Below are 15572 nucleotides of genomic sequence, written 5' to 3' on the forward strand. Positions count from 1 at the left end.
TGAGAGATCAGCAGGCCGGGTGGCCGGGCGCCGAGCTGCAACCCTTGACCTTGGTATCCCAGGCGCCGTTCTGACCCTGCAGCACGTAGAAGGCCTTGATCGCGTCGCCGTCGTCATTGAAGCCGATCGGGCCGCCGAGACCGGCAAAGCCTTCGAGCTTGGCAAGGTGATCGCGGATCTTGGTGCGGTCGGCTTCGAGATCGGCCGGCTTGCCGGTGACGCCAGTCTTCTTGATCGCGTCGATATACATCGAGACGATCTCGTAGATGTTGGCGTCATACATCGAGGGCTCGATGTCCTTCGGCAGGCCGGATTCCTTGCGCAGCAGCGGCGTCAGGGTTGCCGTGAACTTCTCCGGTGCCGGGCCTGTCATGGTGGCGTAGAAGGTTGCCGGCGCGATCACCGGGATTTCCGGCGCAGCCTTGAGAATAGCCGAAGAGATCAACTGGGTGGCGCCGACGACCGGCTTGATCAGACCCTGGCGCTTCATTTCGCGCAGCACGGTGATGGCCTGGCTGTAATCGGCGCTGACAACGACGCCGTCGGGATTCAGGGCCTTCAGCTTGGTGACCTGTGCGGACACGTCGAGGTCGCCGGTGTTGAACGACAGCAGATCGTTCTCGTTGGCAACGATGATGTCATTGGCCTTCAGCACGGCCGGCATGATCACCTTGCCGACGGTGGACGCCGTGGCGTCCTTGGCGTCGAAGATCACGGCGACGGTCTTGATGTTGAAGGCCTTCTTGTAGAAGGGCACGGTGGTCTTGGCGAGAACGCCTTCGTCGATGGTGTTACGGAACGCCCACGGACGGTTGAGCTTCGCCACGCCCGGCTTCGAGGAGGCCTGCGAGGTGGAGACCACTTTCATCTCATTGGCCACCGGGAAGGTCACTTCGGCGGCGCTCGAGGTCAGCGGACCGGCCACGGCGAGAACCTTTTCGTCGCCGGCCAGCTTGCGCAGCGAGCTTGCGGCCTGGGCCGGCTTGGCGGCGTCGTCGAGAATGGTGATCTTCAGCTTGGCGCCATTGATGCCGCCGGCATCGTTGGTCTGCTGTTCCAGCATCTTCAGCGTCACGGTGTTGCTGCGGCCCCACTCGGCGAACGGACCGGAGCTTGGCACCACCGCACCGATGGCGATTTCCTGCGCCCATGCCTGACCGCCAACCATGGCGGAGAGCGTGACGGCGGCAACTGTGCCCAATACGCGCGGCAAATTCGATTTGATCCGTGACATCGACGATCGTCCTCTTCTGCTGATGCTTTTGCTGCGGTGATCCGCAGCATAATCCAGATAAAGATTTCTATGCACGCCATGTGCCATCGCCAGCTGTGACAGCGGAATGACAGCGTTGGTCGGATCGTCCAATAAATTTCAGGCTTTGACAATCGTCATTCTGAGTATCTTTATAAAATAGTTCTCTTAAGAAGCTAATTTATGCGGCAGTGCGGCCCGGAAATGCAGCAATCCGCGGCGGGCGGGAATGCGCGCAACTGCCTGTTTCACGGGTGTTTGAATGTTGCGGGCGCGTCGGGGCTGATTCCCGTGTCGCCGGTGGGCGGGCAGGGGCTGCACGCACGGACGCCGTTTTGTCGCAGCAATGGCGACCCGGGCTGTGGCTATCCCGGGGCCTTGGCCGGGCGCAACAGCCGGTCCTGGCGCGTGTACAGATTCTAGCCCGGATTCAGCCCTTGCGCGGCTTGCCGCGCTTGGCGACGGCGATTGAATGCGCCTCGGGCGAGAGCTGCTTCACATTGGTGTCGGCCAGATAACGCTGCAGCGCAATGGCGCGGTCGCTGGAATCGACGAGCCGCTGCACCATGTCCAGCAACTGGTGGAATTCCCGGGTGCCGAGGCAACCGAACTGGACATCGTTGACCTGGGCCTGGGTGGGGGCGAGGCGTTCCAGCAATTCGGCGCCATGCGGTGTCACCACGAGGCTGATACGGCGGCGGTCGCCGGTGTGCGAGGTCTTGGTGATCAGCCCTTTGGTTTCGAGCTTGTTGGTCACGGTGGTGACGAAGGCTCCACTCAGATGCAGGTGATCGGCGACGGCGCGCACGTGGACGTCGCCTTGCGCCGACAGGTGCCGGATCGAAATCAGGGTCGTGTATTCAATGCCGGCGAGGCCGATGACGGCGGCATGGCCTTCACGCAATGTCTGGTGGCGGACCAGGAAGCCGAACAGGCTGTGAACGAGGCGGCGGAACTGGGCATCCGAACCGTCCACCAGTAGCTCCGGACGGGACACCGTGAGTGCAGCGCGGGAGGCCGGCCGGCCCGTGGCAGGCTTCTTGCTGATCTCCTTGCCAACGGACTTGCCGATCACTGATTTGCCGATCGAAGTGGAGCGCGCTGCGGATTTGGCCACGTGATGATCCCATGTATCAAAACTTGCCCGAGCTTGGCGGCTTCGTGAGCTAATTGCAATCACGACGAGCGATGCAAGGTGCGAATGCCACAGGTCCGCTTGACAACGGATTTAAAATAGCTTCGGATGATAGCTATTAATGAAGATGACCGGCGCGCCGCCGGCAGCAGGTGACGGAGAAAAGTGATGAACAAGGCATTTGGATCCGGGGCGGCAGTGGCCGGCGTCAAGAATGGCGCCGAGCATGTCGCCGCTGTGCGCGACGGTCGTGCGGTCTATCTCGACGGCAAGAAGGTCGACGACGTCTCGACCCATCCGGCCTATCGCCATGCGGTCGCCTCGGCCGGCGCGCTGTATGACTATCAAGCCGACCCCGCCAATATCGAACGCATGACCTTCGATATCGGCGGCGGCCGCCGCGTCAATCGCGCCTGGCAATTGCCGACGAGCTACGCGGAACTGGTCGAGCGCCGCAAGGCGCTGGTGGAATGGGCTGAGCTGTCCGGCGGTTTCCTCGGCCGCTCGCCCGATCACGTGGCGTCATCCATGTCCGGCATGATGATGGGCATCGAGGTGTTCGACAACTACGATCCGAAACGCGCGCAGGCGTTCCGCGACTGGTACGACTACGCCCGCAAGAGCGACCTGTTCCTGACCTATGTGATCAACAACGTGCAGGGCGACCGCTCCAAGGCGTTCGGCGATCAGGGCAAGAATGCCCAGGACATGGTCGCGCACATCGTCGACGAGGATGCATCGGGCATCACCATCCGCGGCGCCAAACTGTTCGCCACGTCAGCCATCATGGCCAACGAGATCTTCGTCGGTTCCGGCCAGCCGCTGCGGCCGGGCGAGGAGCATCTGGCGTTCTCCTGCGCGCTGCCGATGGGGATCAAGGGCCTCAAGATGCTGTCGCGCAAGAGCTTCGAGGCCCATGCGCCGAACGAGTACGACAATCCGCTGGCCTATCGCTATGACGAGAACGACGCGCTGGTGTTCTTCGACGACGTGAAGGTGCCATGGGAGCGCGTGTTCCTGCTCCGCAACACCGATATGTGCCGCGCCCAGCTCCATGATACGCCAGCCCATGTCTATCAGAACTATCAGGCGCAGATCCGTCTGTCGGTGAAGCTGCGTTTCCTGGTCGGCCTTGCGCGCGGCATCGCCAAGACCATTGGCACGATCAATTTCCCGCCCGTGGTCGATACGCTCGGCAAGCTGGCCTCGCAGGCAGCGCTGATCGAGGGCATGGTGCTGGGCATGGAAGCCGGAGGCGCGATGCGCGGCGAGTATTTCCTGCCGAACAAGCATCTGCTCTATGCGGCGCAGGTGCAATCGCAGGAGATGTATCCGCAGATCATCTCGACCATCCGCGAACTCGCTGGCGGCGCGCTCTTGATGCTGCCGTCCTCGGTAGATGATTTCAGCAATCCGGAAATCGCCGACATTATCGGGCTGACCCAGATCTCGCCGGCGATGTCGGGCCAGGACCGCGTCAAGCTGCTGAAGCTGACCTGGGACGCCGTCGGCTCCGAATTCGCCTCGCGCCATCTGCAATACGAGATGTTCTATGCCGGCGCCCAGTTCGTCACCCGCGGCCACAGCTATCGCACCTATGACTGGGAGCGGGCGGGCGGCATGGCCGAGAAGATGACGGGGAAGTATGATTTGCCGGAGTTCGGTGGGGCGAAGTAAGGCGAAAGCCCCTCAGCTGTCATCCCCGCGAAGGCGGGGATCCATACACGCTGAAATACTGGTTGAAGCGTCGTAGGTGTGGCTGTGCCAGAGCTTTAATTTCGACGATGGTGGCTATGGGTCCCCGCCCCGCGCGCGCCTTCGGCGCGCTAGGCGGGGACGACGCCTGCGAGTGTCTCTAGTGCGCCGCCGCGCCCGAGAAATCCCGCGGCAATCTCGTTTCCGCCACGCGAGCATTCCGCATCCCCGCTGGCGTATTCCGGCTGCGGCCGACAAAGCGCGGCACGCCGTCGGTGATCACGGCGCTCACCGCCGGCACGTCGCCATTGCGGAGCGCCGAGAGTGCATCGTCCTGCGAGCCGCCGGCGCAGGCGTCGATCAGCACCACGTCGGCATCCTTGCCGGTCTTCAGAAATCCGTTGTTGAGCCGATAGACCGTTGCATTGTTGCCCGTCGCCGCCGCGATCGCCTGTTCCGGCGGCATGCCGCCCAGGCTGGCGAGATGGCTGATGGTGTAGAACATGCCGAGCGGCATGATCCCGCTGCCGGTCGGCGTGTCCGTCGCGATCAGCAGGCGCTCCGGCTGTTTGGCCTCGTCGAGCAGCTTCGCCGTCAGCAGCGCGGTGCGCAGATTGCCGGCGGTGCAGAGCTGCAGCGCGATGTCGCTCTCGTTCACGAGCCGCGCAAAGCCGGCTTCCGGCATCGCCACCGGTCCGCCATTGACGTGAAACGACACGCTCGGATTGGACTTCAGCACATGTTCGGCCCAGATACCCGATGATCCGGGGATCGATGAGCCGCCGGTATGCATGGTGGTGACCATGCCGAGCTTGCGTGCGGCGAGCATCAACGGCGCATAGTCGAATGGCGTCTCGAACGCGCCGAAGCCGGCCTTGGCGAGCCACAGGCCCGCTTTGACCAGTTCTTCCAGATCGGCCTCTGTGAGTCCCGGCTCGAGGATGATCGAGCCGGCATGCACGCGCATGCCGCCGGGGCGATAGTCGAGAAAACAGGCGCGCGCCGCCAGTGCCAGCGCCTTCACGCCCGCGGGATCCTTGGGGCGTCCGGGCACATGCACTTCGGACGCGGTGATCGACGTCGTGGTGCCGCCATGCACGTAGCTTTCGAGATAACCGACGACGCGCTGCCGCGGCGTGTAATCGCCGAAGGTGATGTGCACATGGCTGTCGATCAGGCCGGGAATCGCTGTGGTGCCGGCAGCATCGATCACCACATCGGCCGATGACACCTGGTCCGATGACAACGTGCCGATCGCGCTGATGCGCCCGTCCTGCATCAGGATGCCATCGCCGTCGGCGAACGGCGTCTTGAGATCGCCGGTGACGATGGTGCCGATATTGACGATGGCCGTTTTCATACCCGTCTCCGCAATCTCAAGGCCGTCCAAGGCCGCACGAAGCTGCAGCCTAGCGCAAGCCGTCCTTGCCGCCGATATCCCTCGCATTCAATCCGCCGACCCGCGCATTGAGCCGCCCGCGATTGGCGAGACAGACGATCAGCGCAACTTCATCGGCGGTCGGCGCGTCGGGTGGCAGTGTCACCGAGACGCCGTCGTAATGCGAGCGGACATAGAGCGCGTCCTTATGCGCCAGGGGAACATCGATCAGGCAGCCGGGGGCCGCGAGCTTGGTGAAAGAGGGGATCCAGGCTTCGGCGCCGCCCACGGCCTCGCGCAGCGGCGTCGCGAAAGTCGTGGTCAGCATCGCATTGGCGTGTTCGAGTTCGCCGCCGAGGCCGACAACGCCGCCTTTGCCGTAGCTCTCGACCTTGTATGACCCCATCGCCTCGACGGCGAGCTTCGCCAGCACGGCGCCGACCTCGACGCTGGCAGCGATCGCTTCGGAGAGGTCCTCGACATAGCGCCCGGCATAGGGATTGGCGACGATGGCCACGGCGGTGACGCGGCGCAGCGGCTGCTCGTGCCGGTGGCCGGCCTCGACCTCCTTGTGGTCGGTGAAGCAGAGCAGGCGCCTGATATCGAGTTTCATGATGTTCTCCCGTCAGATTTGGCGCCGATCCTGACGCAGTAAATGCGTTTGATCAATAGCTTCGTTTAGAAGGTATGCGGAATCGCTTGACGAAGCAGGGGGCGCCAGCCAATCCTGTAGCGGATCGTTCACTGGGAAGCGGTATGTCTCGTTCCAAGGTTGCGCCGCTCTCCAAGACGCCGGCACTGCGTAAATCCGAAAAGCCTGAGGTGAAGACGGGAGCCAAAACTGCGCTCAAGGCGAAACTTCCGGCACCGGCGCTGACCACGTCGCGCAAGGCGCTGCTGGTCGATGGCTCCGATCATGCATTCCGGCAACTCGTGCACACATTGCTGGCGTTCCTGGCGCGACACGAGACCGTGCGCGAGGGGCATGCCGCCGCGATCGGCTTGGCCGGGATCGAATACACCGTGCTGATCTCGGTCAAATATCTGGCCGCCGAAGGCGATGTCAGCGTGCGCGAACTCGCAGCGCATCTGCATCTCAGCGGCGCTTTCGTCACCACAGTGTCCAACAAGCTGCAGCAGATGGGCCTGCTCGACAAGCTCGTGGATCCCGCCGATCGCAGGCGCCTGCGTCTCATGGTGACGCAGGCTGGCGATGCGTTGCTCGCAAGCCTCAATCCGACGCAGCGTCAGGTCAATGACGTGCAATTCGATTGTCTCAACGCGGACGAATTTCATCAATTGCTGGGGAGCGTCGAACGCCTCGTCGAATCCAGCGAGCGCGCCATTGCGCTGCAACGCTATCTGCAGCCGCGTGGTCCGGATACTCCGGCACCATCGCGTGGCGACGACAGGCCCGCACGCCGCAAAAAGATATAAACCTGCGGTCTTTGGTATGAATCGAACCCGAATGCTGCGGCACCGGTATGGATTGCCGATATCGGGCGATTGAATCGGGTGCGACGACATGAGACATAATGTCACTCAGGTCGCTGCGAGGAAGACATGTCCCAGCTTGATGCATCCCCAACGCCGCAACCGGCGCCGTCACAACCTGTTGCGCCGCCACCGGTGCAACCGGCTACGCAACCGCCCGCGCAGCCTGCTGCGCTGACGCCCGCGCAGCTAGCGTGGCGTCGTCTTGCGATTCCGCTGCTGGCCGTTGCTGCTGCGCTTGTCTTCATCGTTCTGGCCACCACACGCTGGGACATCTGGATGGGCAACCGCGCGGTGCAGACCACCAACGATGCCTATATCCGCGCGCAGACGACGCGGCTGTCGAGCCGCGTGGCCGGTGCCGTGAAAGCCGTGCCGGTGAACGACTTCCAGCACGTCAAAGCCGGTGATCTGCTGATCCAGATTGATCCCGCGGATTACGAGGCGCAGGTGGCGCAGGCCGAGGCGGGAGTCGCCGGCGCACAGGCGGCGCTGGACAATCTCGCCAACCAGGTCGAGCTGCAATACGCCACCATCGCGCAGGCCGAGGCGCAGCGCGTGTCTGCGCAAGCGCTCGAAGTGCAGGCGCAGCAGGAGAAGGAACGCCAGGCCTCGCTGACGCAGACCGAGGCCGGCACGCGGCAGCGCTTCGAACAGGCGACCGCCGCCTATGCCAAGGCGCAGGCCGATGTGAAAGCAAGTGGCGCAGTGATCGCCGCCCAGAAGCATCAGCTCGAAGTGCTCGCCGGCACGCGCAAGCAGCGCGCCGCCGATCTGCTCGGCGCCAAGGCGACGCTGGACGCCGCCAAGCTGCGCCTCGGTTATACGAAGATCGTGGCGCCCTTTGATGGCGTGGTCAGCGAGCGTCAGGTGCAGCCGGGCGATTACGTCAATATCGGATCGAGCCTGATCAGCATCGTGCCGCTGCCCGAGGTCTATGTGATCGCCAATTTCAAGGAAACGCAGCTCACGCGCGTCAAGCCCGGCCAGCCCGTCGATATCGTCGTCGATACGTTTTCGGCGGAGACCTTGCGCGGCCGCGTGGAGCGGGTCTCGCCGGCGTCGGGGTCACAATTCGCCTTGCTGCCACCGGACAACGCCACCGGCAATTTCACCAAGGTCGTGCAGCGCGTGCCGGTCCGCATCACGCTCGACAAGGGGCAGCCGCTGCTCGACCGGTTGCTGCCGGGCATGTCGGTGACCGCCAGCATCAACACCGACGCGCCGGCGGCCGGCAATGGCGGAAAGTAAGGTCATCGAAAGCGGCCCGGTCTCGACCGGGGGCGTTTCGCACCATCCGATCTTTGCGGTCGGCGCGGTGCTGCTTGGCGCGTTCCTCGCCAATTTCGATACACGTATCTTCTCCATCGGCCTCGCCGATCTGCGCGGGGCGCTGGGGCTGAGTTTCGATGAAGGCGCGTGGCTGTCCACGGCGGGCACCGCGTCGCAGATCTTCATCGCGCCGGCGGTGGCCTGGATGGCTACCGTATTCGGGCTGCGCCGCGTGCTTGGCGTTCCCGCTCTGGTCTATGCGGCGATCTCGCTGGTGATCCCGCTGGTGCGCGACTACAATCTGCTGCTGGTGCTGAACATCGTGCACGGCATGCTGCTCGGCACCTTTGTGCCGGCAACGCTGCTGATCATCTTTCGCAATCTGCCGATGCAATGGTGGCTGCCGGCCATTGCGATCTATGCCATCCGCGTCGGCTTCTCGCTCAATTCCGGCACCGCGCTGGTCGGCTTCTATGTCGATCACCTCGGCTGGCAGTGGATGTTCTGGCAGGACGTCATCATCGCGCCGCTGCTCGCGCTGTTCGTCTGGCTCGGCACACCGCGCGAGCCGGTCAACCGGTTCGTTCTATGCGAGGCCGATTGGGGCGGCATGCTCTTGCTCGGCACTGGCATGGCGATGATCTATGCCGGGCTGGATCAGGGCAATCGGCTGGACTGGCTCGGCTCGGGCACCGTGGTGGCGCTGCTGTCAGGCGGGACGGTCCTGACCGTCGGCTTCTTCATTAATGAGTCGCTGGTCAAGCGGCCATGGGCCCATGCCGAAGTGCTGCTGTCGCGCAATATCGGCCTCGCGCTGTTGACGATCATTCTCTACACCTTGACCAGCCTGTCCAATTCGTCGCTGGCGCCGAATTTCTTGACCAACATCGCGCAACTCCGGCCTGAACAGTCCGGCATGTTGTTTCTGCTCTACGCCGTCGTGCCGATGATCGTGCTGGTGCCGCTCTCGATCTGGCTCATTCGCTACTACGATGTAAAATTGACGCTGATCATCGGGCTCGCTGCATTCGCCGGCGCGGCCTTGCTGGGCACGCAACTCACCCATGAATGGGCGCTTGGCGATTTCATCCCGATGGTGTTGCTGCAATCGCTCGGGCAGAGCTTCACGCTGCTCCCCATCATCATTATCGCATTGTCGAATTCCGATCCCTCGCGTGCCACGGCCTTTGCAGCCTATATCCAGGTGATGCGGCTCGGCGGCGCCGAGATCGGCATTGCGCTGATGGGCACCTGGCTGCGCGTGCGCGAGCAGATCCATTCGAATCTGCTTGGCCAGCATGTCGCCAGCGGCGATGCCGATGTCGTTGGCATTCTTGCCAAACTCACCGGGCGTTTCGCCAGCCATGGTGAGGGTCTCGCACAAGCGCGCGGCATTGGCACGCTCGCAAGCCTCGTGCAGCGCGAAGCCAATACGCTGGCCTATATCGACGGCTTCTGGCTCACCTTCTGGTTCGCGATGGCGGCGCTGATCGTCGTGTCGTTGATCGGCAATGCGCCGAAGGGACCGTTCACGCCGAAGCCGCGGGGGTGAGGGGGCTCTCTCTCTCTCTCTCTCTCTCTCTCTCGTCATTCCGGGGCGCAAAGGACCGCGAAGCGGGCCGGCGCGAACCCGGAATCCCGACATGTTTGGGCGGTTGAAGACTCCCATGCTGAGATTCCGGGTTCGCGATACGCCGCCTTCGGCGCCTCCTCGCGCCCCGGAATGACGGGTATGGGGCGGCAGGACAGTGCTTAAACATTTTTTCCTACCTCCCGTTGACAGCATCTCCATCAGGTTTATATTCCCCTTTGTCCTGCCCCACCGAGAGGGGCGATCGCGATCGTCACGTTCGCGGGGTGGGATGCGGTGGACGCCGGAGATGCGGCGTTACGCGGTTCATGGGGTGACGTCTGTCTTCGGGCAGGACGGATCTGCGCCAGCACTGCCACTGGCAAGGAGACGGCCGGCCTTGAGATGGAAAGACCCCTGGACAGTGTGACGGACGACCAAATCGAAACGCGTCCGGCTTACTCGCTTGAGGCTCCCTGTCCCTCCGCCGTGGGACCATCATTTTGGTGATCGGACCGTTCGCCAAGGCAAAGTGCAAGCAGGCTGAAAAAACACCGTATGCGGAACGTCGGGCACTTGCTCGGCGCCTCCGAAAGTCCTGATGCACGCTCAATTGCGGAAGACCGCATTCGCATCAGGCCCAAGGGTGCAACGGGCACCTGGCGTTCCGCACGCCCTCTCACAGGAGGGTGGGAATGCAAGACACGACGGCGCCCCCGCGCCGCAAACAACAGGGGTGATGACGCATGTCTGAAGCGCAGTGGCTGTTTGACAGTTGAATCTGCGATGGCGCGCAGGCGTTTGTGGAATTCCTCCCCGCCTAGCGAAGCTTCGCTTCGCGCGGGGGAGGGATAAGAGAAGCGCCGCTAATCCTGCAGCTCGTTCACCTTGCTTACCCAGATCCGCACATCGGTGAGCACCTGCGGCAGCACGTCCTTGACCTCCTGCACGGTCATGCCGGCCTTGATGCGGGGGTCGTAGAGGATGTTGAGGATGTACTGATCGTAGACGTCGAAGAAGCCCATCTGGACGTTGTCGTTGAACATCGTCCACGGCACCGAATTAGTATCGTTGATCGGGCCCAGTGACTGCAGCAATTCCTCATAGGCGCAATCGAGAAAGACGAAGTCGCCATTGTCGACAGTGAGGATCACGTCGGAGCGCTCGATCTCGAAGGCCTCGTTCTTGCGGAAGCCGGACAGGCATTGCGGGTCCAGCGAGTCGCGGATCTCGTTGGCCCGGTCGGTGCCGTAGAAGGTCGAGATGGTGCGATAGAGATCGCGGTCGCGCACCAGCTTCACCAGCACATTGGCGTCGTCGCGATTGTCCGCCATGGCGATGTTGAGATGCTGCACCCGGCGCGCGATGTCGGTCACGACCTTGGCGATTTGAGCCTTGCGGTCGGCACGGCCCTCGGCGAAGACCCGCACCGGAAGCTCATATTTTCGGATGCGGTCGACGCGGCCGGCGAGGTGATATTCGGCGCCAAAGGCGGTCTTGAAAAAACCGTCGATGATCTCGCTGTCGGTAAAGATCTTCTTCTCGGTGCGCTGGCGCGCCGTAACGGCGGGCGGTTCATTCGCACCGGCATAAGACGGCTGTGGCACGAAGGTCGTCAAAGACGCTAGCGCCAGCAGCGCGGCAATCGTCCGGACGATGAATCGATCTGGTGTCGGGGCGGGCATTATTACTCAAGTTCTCGCAATGCGCGTATTTGCGCAAGCGTTCAGTGCCGCCCCCGCGGACAATTCGAAGGCTTCCCGCAGGAAGCCTTCGTTCTCAGGTCAAGCTCAGTTCTTGACGATGACCGTCGCGCCGACCGAGACGCGGTTATAGAGGTCGGTCACATCGTCATTGGTCATGCGGAAGCAGCCCGAGGACACGGCCTGGCCGATGGTCTCCGGCTCGTTGGAGCCGTGGATGCGATACAGCGTCGAGCCGAGATACATGGCGCGGGCGCCGAGCGGGTTGTCGATGCCGCCGGGCATGTGGCGGGGGAGGTCGGGCCGGCGGGCGAGCATCTGGGCCGGCGGGGTCCAGCTCGGCCATTCCTTCTTGGCGGTGACGCGGTGGACGCCGCCCCAGCGGAAGCCGTCGCGGCCGACGCCGATGCCGTAGCGCAGCGCCTGGCCGCCCGGCTGCACCAGATAGAGCCGGCGCTCGGCGGTGTTCACGACGATGGTCCCCGGGGCGTAATTGCTGTGGAAGCCCACGGTCTGGCGCTGGATCGGGCCGGAGCTGTTGCCGCCGCCATTGCCGAAATTGGAGAAGAAGTTGGAGAGCGACGGGCCGTCGTCGACCTCGAAGTCCTGTGCCGGCGGCTGGTTGCGGACGCGTGCATCGGCAGGAAACGCAATTGTGGTGAACGCGGCTGCGGCAAAAAAGAGAGCAAAAAGGCGCTTCATCATGATCCTCGCCAGAAAAAATTGAGGCCCAAGACAGGCCATAAATCGCCCCGATCCGCAAGCCACGGTCGTGTGAGGGCAGCCCGGATGGAGCGATAATAACTGGCGTTCAGCCCGCCCCGCGGCGTTCACAACGAAGCCTTGCGTTCGGACCCTTTGACGGGCCCTCCGAACAATGGTTCATCAGCCCCCGAGATCAAGAAACCGAGATACGACCCTGAATCAAACGGAGTGAGACGATGAACGGTGCGGAAAGCCTGGTGCGGACATTGGTGGCGGGCAATGTGGATGTCTGCTTTGCCAATCCGGGAACGTCGGAAATGCATTTCGTCGCGGCGCTCGACCGCGTCGAAGGCATGCGCTGCGTGCTCGGCCTGTTCGAAGGCGTCGTTACCGGCGCGGCGGACGGCTACTTCCGCATGAAGGGCACCCCGGCCTCGACGCTGCTGCATCTCGGCCCCGGCCTCGCCAATGGCCTTGCCAACCTGCACAACGCCAAGAAGGCCAATTCGGGCATCGTCAACATCGTCGGCCAGCACGCCGTCTATCACATCGAATACAACGCGCCGCTGACCTCGGACATCGAGGGCCTCGCCCGTCCGATGTCGCAGTGGGTGCACACCTCGCCGGATTCCAAGTCGGTGGCCAAGGACGGCGCCGCAGCGATTGCCGCCGCCAAGGATCGCCAGATTGCCACGCTGATCCTGCCCGCTGACACTGCATGGGGCGCGGCCGACGGCGTGGCCCCGGTGCCGGCCGAGAAGCAGAGCGCCGGCTATTCGGCACAGGCCGTCGAGACCGCCGCCAGGATCATGAAAGACGGTGGCGCCTCGACGCTGCTGCTGATGACCGGCCAGGGGCTGACCGAAAAGGGCCTGGCGCTGGCCGAGCAGATCGCCGGCAAGACCGGCTGCAAGGTGATGGGCCAGACCTACAATCCGCGCATGGCGCGCGGCCGCGGCCGCTTCTCCATCGATCGCATTCCCTATGTGATCGAAGCCGCACTTCCGCTGCTGAAGGACTTCAAGAACATCGTGCTGGTGGAAGCCAACGATCCCGTGGCCTTCTTCGCCTATCCGAACAAGCCGAGCATGCTGAAGCCGGAAGGCTGCGAAGTGCATCGCATAACCGCAGGCGGCGAGAACTCGATCGCTGCGCTCGAAGCGCTGGCCGGCGCGCTCGGCGCCAAGCCATCGGACGTGAAGCCGCAGAAGCTCGCCGAACTGGTGAAGCCGACCGGCGCGCTGAACCACACAACGATTGCGCAGGCGATTGCCTATGCGATTCCGGAAAACGCCATCATGGTCGACGAGTCGCTGACCACCGGCCGCGGCTTCTTCCCGCCGACCGCTGCTGCGGCGCCGCATGACTGGCTGCAGAACATGGGCGGCTCGATCGGCTTCTCGACCCCGGTCGCCACCGGCGCCGCCGTGGCCTGCCCGGACCGCAAGGTGATCTGCATGGTCGGTGACGGCAGCGCGATGTACACGCTGCAGTCGCTTTGGACTCAGGCCCGCGAAGAGCTCGACATCACCACCATCGTGTTCGCCAATCGCAAGTATCAAATCCTGCTTGGCGAATTCGCCGGCGTCGACGCTGGCGAACCCGGCCAACGCGCCCTCGACATGCTCAACCTCGACCGCCCGGCGCTCGACTGGGTGTCGCTCGCCAAGGGCATGGGCGTCCCCGGCGTTTCGGTGTCCAATGTCGACGACTTCAACAAGGCGCTCGCCAACGCGATCGCTGCGAAGGGGCCGAAGCTGATCGAAGTGGTGATGTAAGCAGCGGGTATCACCGCAGCTGACAAATACCTTGCTACCGAATAGGTAGCCGCCAGACAAAAAGGCTCCGGAGTACTCCGGAGCCTTTTCATCAGGGACTGACGAGCAACCCTTAAGAGTCAGACTTGGTTTCCGCCGCCGTCACCCGAGGTGAGGCCTGTGTCGGGAACAAAATTTGTGAGCTTGCGTTGCTAAGGTCAGCGACTGTGCAGACAAATTATTGTAGCGACACTCATAAGACGACATGGCGAAAAATCGTTGGGACGACGAACAAATTGAAATTCTGAAAGGGCTTATCGCTCGTAAAATATCGCTGGCGAGAGCTGCGGTGATTATGAAACGACCGCAGAGTTCCGTACAGATCCAGGCGCGCCGACTGGGAGCACCGTTCCCCGGTGTTCGAGCGACTAAAGCGCGGTTGAAGGCCCAGTTCGATGAAGCCGAGAAGAAAGCGTCGCAGTGAAAAGCGCGATTGAGCTGGTCGTTGCCGGCTATGTCGACACAAACCAGTTGAGTGCGTTGCAAGATCTCAAGGTGCACCGCGAAACGCTGGCAGCATCGGTCCGCAACAGAATCGACTTCAATTTCGGCGTGCTGCTCGGGCAACTCGACGACGACATCCGCGAGATCGAAGCCGGCATTCGCCGATTGCGCGCTACGATGGAAGCGCGGCCAGCGGTCGAATCCTGAGGTGGTGCGCGTCGGTTACGTTGCCAAGTCCGCCGTCTGTTCGCTCCAGCGCAGATAGTCGCGCGGTGAAATCCCCATGGAGCGGCGGAACATGGCGCTGAAGGCACTCGGACTATCATAGCCGAGATCGAGCGCGACATTGGTCACCGGCTCACGCATGGTCAGACGCGACAGCGCTTCCATCAATCGCACCTGCTGGCGCCATTCGGCGAAGCTCATGCCGGTCTCGCGGCGAAACAGCCGTGTCAGCGTCCGTCGGCCGAGGCCGCCGATCTGCGACCAGGATTCCAGATCCTGATTGTTGCCGGGCTCGCGCAGGATCGCTTCACAGATTCGCGCGAGGCGGCGGTCCTGCGGCATCGGCGCGCGCAGCGGCACCGCGGGCATGCGGCCAATTTCCGCGAGCATCAAATTCATGATCTGCCCTTCGCGGCCCGCCATGTCGTATTCGGTCGGGAAGGTGACGGCCTCGTTGAGCAATGCGCGCACCAGCGAGGAGACTTCCATCAACTGACACGAGGTCGGCAGGCCGTTGGCTGCTTCGGGTTCGACATAGAGGGTGCGGAGCTGCACGGTGCCCCAGCAGCGGCTTTGATGGACGACGCCGGGCGGGATCCACAGCGCATGCTGCGGCGATACGGTCCAGCTGCCGGTCTCGGTAATCACGGTCATGACCCCTGTGAGACCATGTAGAAACTGCGCACGGCGGTGGCTGTGCCGGACTCCAACACCGCCCGAGGAGAATTCGGCGGCCATCGCAACCACCGGGCGCTGTGCGGCCTGGAGTGCGTCGGCGCGGCGGCCGCTGGCCTCGAAACCGGAAAAACTCACCATGGCCGGCGGCGCGACGCGCTGGCGCGGCGTGTTGCATGAAATTGAAGAGATATGGCCCATACGCGA

General features: G+C 63.1%; 14 protein-coding genes. 7 read left to right on the top strand and 7 right to left on the bottom strand.

Going from position 1 to position 15572, the window contains the following annotated elements:
- Positions 1-7 precede the first annotated feature (7 nt).
- Positions 8-1234, bottom strand: coding sequence for an ABC transporter substrate-binding protein (locus RSO67_RS25150; protein ID WP_170849727.1), 1227 nt, complete (start codon positions 1232-1234; stop codon positions 8-10).
- Positions 1235-1682: 448 nt separating this feature from the next.
- Positions 1683-2369 (bottom strand): MarR family winged helix-turn-helix transcriptional regulator, encoded by a 687-nt coding sequence (locus RSO67_RS25155; protein WP_315841046.1) that lies wholly within the window; start codon positions 2367-2369, stop codon positions 1683-1685.
- Between the two features lie 186 nt (positions 2370-2555).
- On the opposite strand from RSO67_RS25155, the gene RSO67_RS25160 reads away from it, so the two are divergent.
- Complete coding sequence (locus RSO67_RS25160) at positions 2556-4064, top strand: 4-hydroxyphenylacetate 3-hydroxylase family protein (RefSeq protein ID WP_315841047.1); 1509 nt, start codon at positions 2556-2558, stop codon at positions 4062-4064.
- Between the two features lie 178 nt (positions 4065-4242).
- On the opposite strand, the gene RSO67_RS25165 is transcribed toward RSO67_RS25160, so the two are convergent.
- Positions 4243-5442 (bottom strand): amidohydrolase family protein, encoded by a 1200-nt coding sequence (locus RSO67_RS25165; RefSeq protein ID WP_315841048.1) that lies wholly within the window; start codon positions 5440-5442, stop codon positions 4243-4245.
- A gap of 49 nt (positions 5443-5491) precedes the next feature.
- Positions 5492-6073: an amino acid synthesis family protein gene (locus RSO67_RS25170; RefSeq protein ID WP_315841049.1), complete on the bottom strand. Its 582-nt coding sequence runs from the start codon at positions 6071-6073 to the stop codon at positions 5492-5494.
- 143 nt (positions 6074-6216) lie between these two features.
- On the opposite strand from RSO67_RS25170, the gene RSO67_RS25175 reads away from it, so the two are divergent.
- The 3 genes from RSO67_RS25175 (at position 6217) to RSO67_RS25185 (ending at position 9778) form a co-directional block, all read left to right on the top strand.
- Complete coding sequence (locus RSO67_RS25175; RefSeq protein ID WP_315841050.1) at positions 6217-6897, top strand: MarR family winged helix-turn-helix transcriptional regulator; 681 nt, start codon at positions 6217-6219, stop codon at positions 6895-6897.
- A 126-nt stretch (positions 6898-7023) separates the two neighbouring features.
- Positions 7024-8205 (top strand): HlyD family secretion protein, encoded by a 1182-nt coding sequence (locus tag RSO67_RS25180; protein WP_315841051.1) that lies wholly within the window; start codon positions 7024-7026, stop codon positions 8203-8205.
- Entirely contained in the window at positions 8192-9778 is a 1587-nt protein-coding gene (locus tag RSO67_RS25185; RefSeq protein ID WP_315841052.1) for an MFS transporter, read from the top strand. The genes RSO67_RS25180 and RSO67_RS25185 overlap by 14 nt, the downstream gene beginning before the upstream one ends.
- A gap of 884 nt (positions 9779-10662) precedes the next feature.
- On the opposite strand, the gene RSO67_RS25190 is transcribed toward RSO67_RS25185, so the two are convergent.
- Both RSO67_RS25190 and RSO67_RS25195 read right to left on the bottom strand, forming a co-directional pair.
- Positions 10663-11481 (bottom strand): DUF2927 domain-containing protein, encoded by an 819-nt coding sequence (locus tag RSO67_RS25190; protein WP_315841053.1) that lies wholly within the window; start codon positions 11479-11481, stop codon positions 10663-10665.
- A gap of 105 nt (positions 11482-11586) precedes the next feature.
- Positions 11587-12201, bottom strand: a complete 615-nt coding sequence (locus RSO67_RS25195) for a L,D-transpeptidase (protein ID WP_081422064.1) — start codon at positions 12199-12201, stop codon at positions 11587-11589.
- Between the two features lie 239 nt (positions 12202-12440).
- Between RSO67_RS25195 and RSO67_RS25200 the strand changes: the two genes are divergently transcribed.
- The 3 genes from RSO67_RS25200 to RSO67_RS25210 all read left to right on the top strand — a co-directional run bounded on the left by RSO67_RS25200 (position 12441) and on the right by RSO67_RS25210 (position 14672).
- Positions 12441-13982: an acetolactate synthase large subunit gene (locus tag RSO67_RS25200; protein WP_093761088.1), complete on the top strand. Its 1542-nt coding sequence runs from the start codon at positions 12441-12443 to the stop codon at positions 13980-13982.
- A 244-nt stretch (positions 13983-14226) separates the two neighbouring features.
- A complete protein-coding gene (locus RSO67_RS25205) occupies positions 14227-14445 on the top strand; it encodes a hypothetical protein (protein WP_315841054.1) in 219 nt (72 codons plus the stop codon).
- Complete coding sequence (locus RSO67_RS25210) at positions 14442-14672, top strand: hypothetical protein (RefSeq protein WP_315841055.1); 231 nt, start codon at positions 14442-14444, stop codon at positions 14670-14672. The genes RSO67_RS25205 and RSO67_RS25210 overlap by 4 nt, the downstream gene beginning before the upstream one ends.
- A 15-nt stretch (positions 14673-14687) precedes the next feature.
- On the opposite strand, the gene RSO67_RS25215 is transcribed toward RSO67_RS25210, so the two are convergent.
- Positions 14688-15566, bottom strand: coding sequence for a helix-turn-helix transcriptional regulator (locus tag RSO67_RS25215; RefSeq protein WP_315841056.1), 879 nt, complete (start codon positions 15564-15566; stop codon positions 14688-14690).
- Positions 15567-15572 lie beyond the last annotated feature (6 nt).

This window comes from Tardiphaga sp. 709 (genome assembly GCF_032401055.1).
GTDB lineage: Bacteria > Pseudomonadota > Alphaproteobacteria > Rhizobiales > Xanthobacteraceae > Tardiphaga.

Bases quoted from the DNA above. Each gene is read 5' to 3' on its own strand.
- RSO67_RS25190 (WP_315841053.1), bottom strand. From the start codon at position 11,481: ATGCCCGCCCCGACACCAGATCGATTCATCGTCCGGACGATTGCCGCG.
- RSO67_RS25185 (WP_315841052.1), top strand. From the start codon at position 8,192: ATGGCGGAAAGTAAGGTCATCGAAAGCGGCCCGGTCTCGACCGGGGGC.
- RSO67_RS25165 (WP_315841048.1), bottom strand. From the start codon at position 5,442: ATGAAAACGGCCATCGTCAATATCGGCACCATCGTCACCGGCGATCTC.
- RSO67_RS25200 (WP_093761088.1), top strand. From the start codon at position 12,441: ATGAACGGTGCGGAAAGCCTGGTGCGGACATTGGTGGCGGGCAATGTG.
- RSO67_RS25175 (WP_315841050.1), top strand. From the start codon at position 6,217: ATGTCTCGTTCCAAGGTTGCGCCGCTCTCCAAGACGCCGGCACTGCGT.
- RSO67_RS25170 (WP_315841049.1), bottom strand. From the start codon at position 6,073: ATGAAACTCGATATCAGGCGCCTGCTCTGCTTCACCGACCACAAGGAG.
- RSO67_RS25215 (WP_315841056.1), bottom strand. From the start codon at position 15,566: ATGGGCCATATCTCTTCAATTTCATGCAACACGCCGCGCCAGCGCGTC.
- RSO67_RS25205 (WP_315841054.1), top strand. From the start codon at position 14,227: ATGGCGAAAAATCGTTGGGACGACGAACAAATTGAAATTCTGAAAGGG.
- RSO67_RS25160 (WP_315841047.1), top strand. From the start codon at position 2,556: ATGAACAAGGCATTTGGATCCGGGGCGGCAGTGGCCGGCGTCAAGAAT.
- RSO67_RS25180 (WP_315841051.1), top strand. From the start codon at position 7,024: ATGTCCCAGCTTGATGCATCCCCAACGCCGCAACCGGCGCCGTCACAA.
- RSO67_RS25150 (WP_170849727.1), bottom strand. From the start codon at position 1,234: ATGTCACGGATCAAATCGAATTTGCCGCGCGTATTGGGCACAGTTGCC.
- RSO67_RS25195 (WP_081422064.1), bottom strand. From the start codon at position 12,201: ATGAAGCGCCTTTTTGCTCTCTTTTTTGCCGCAGCCGCGTTCACCACA.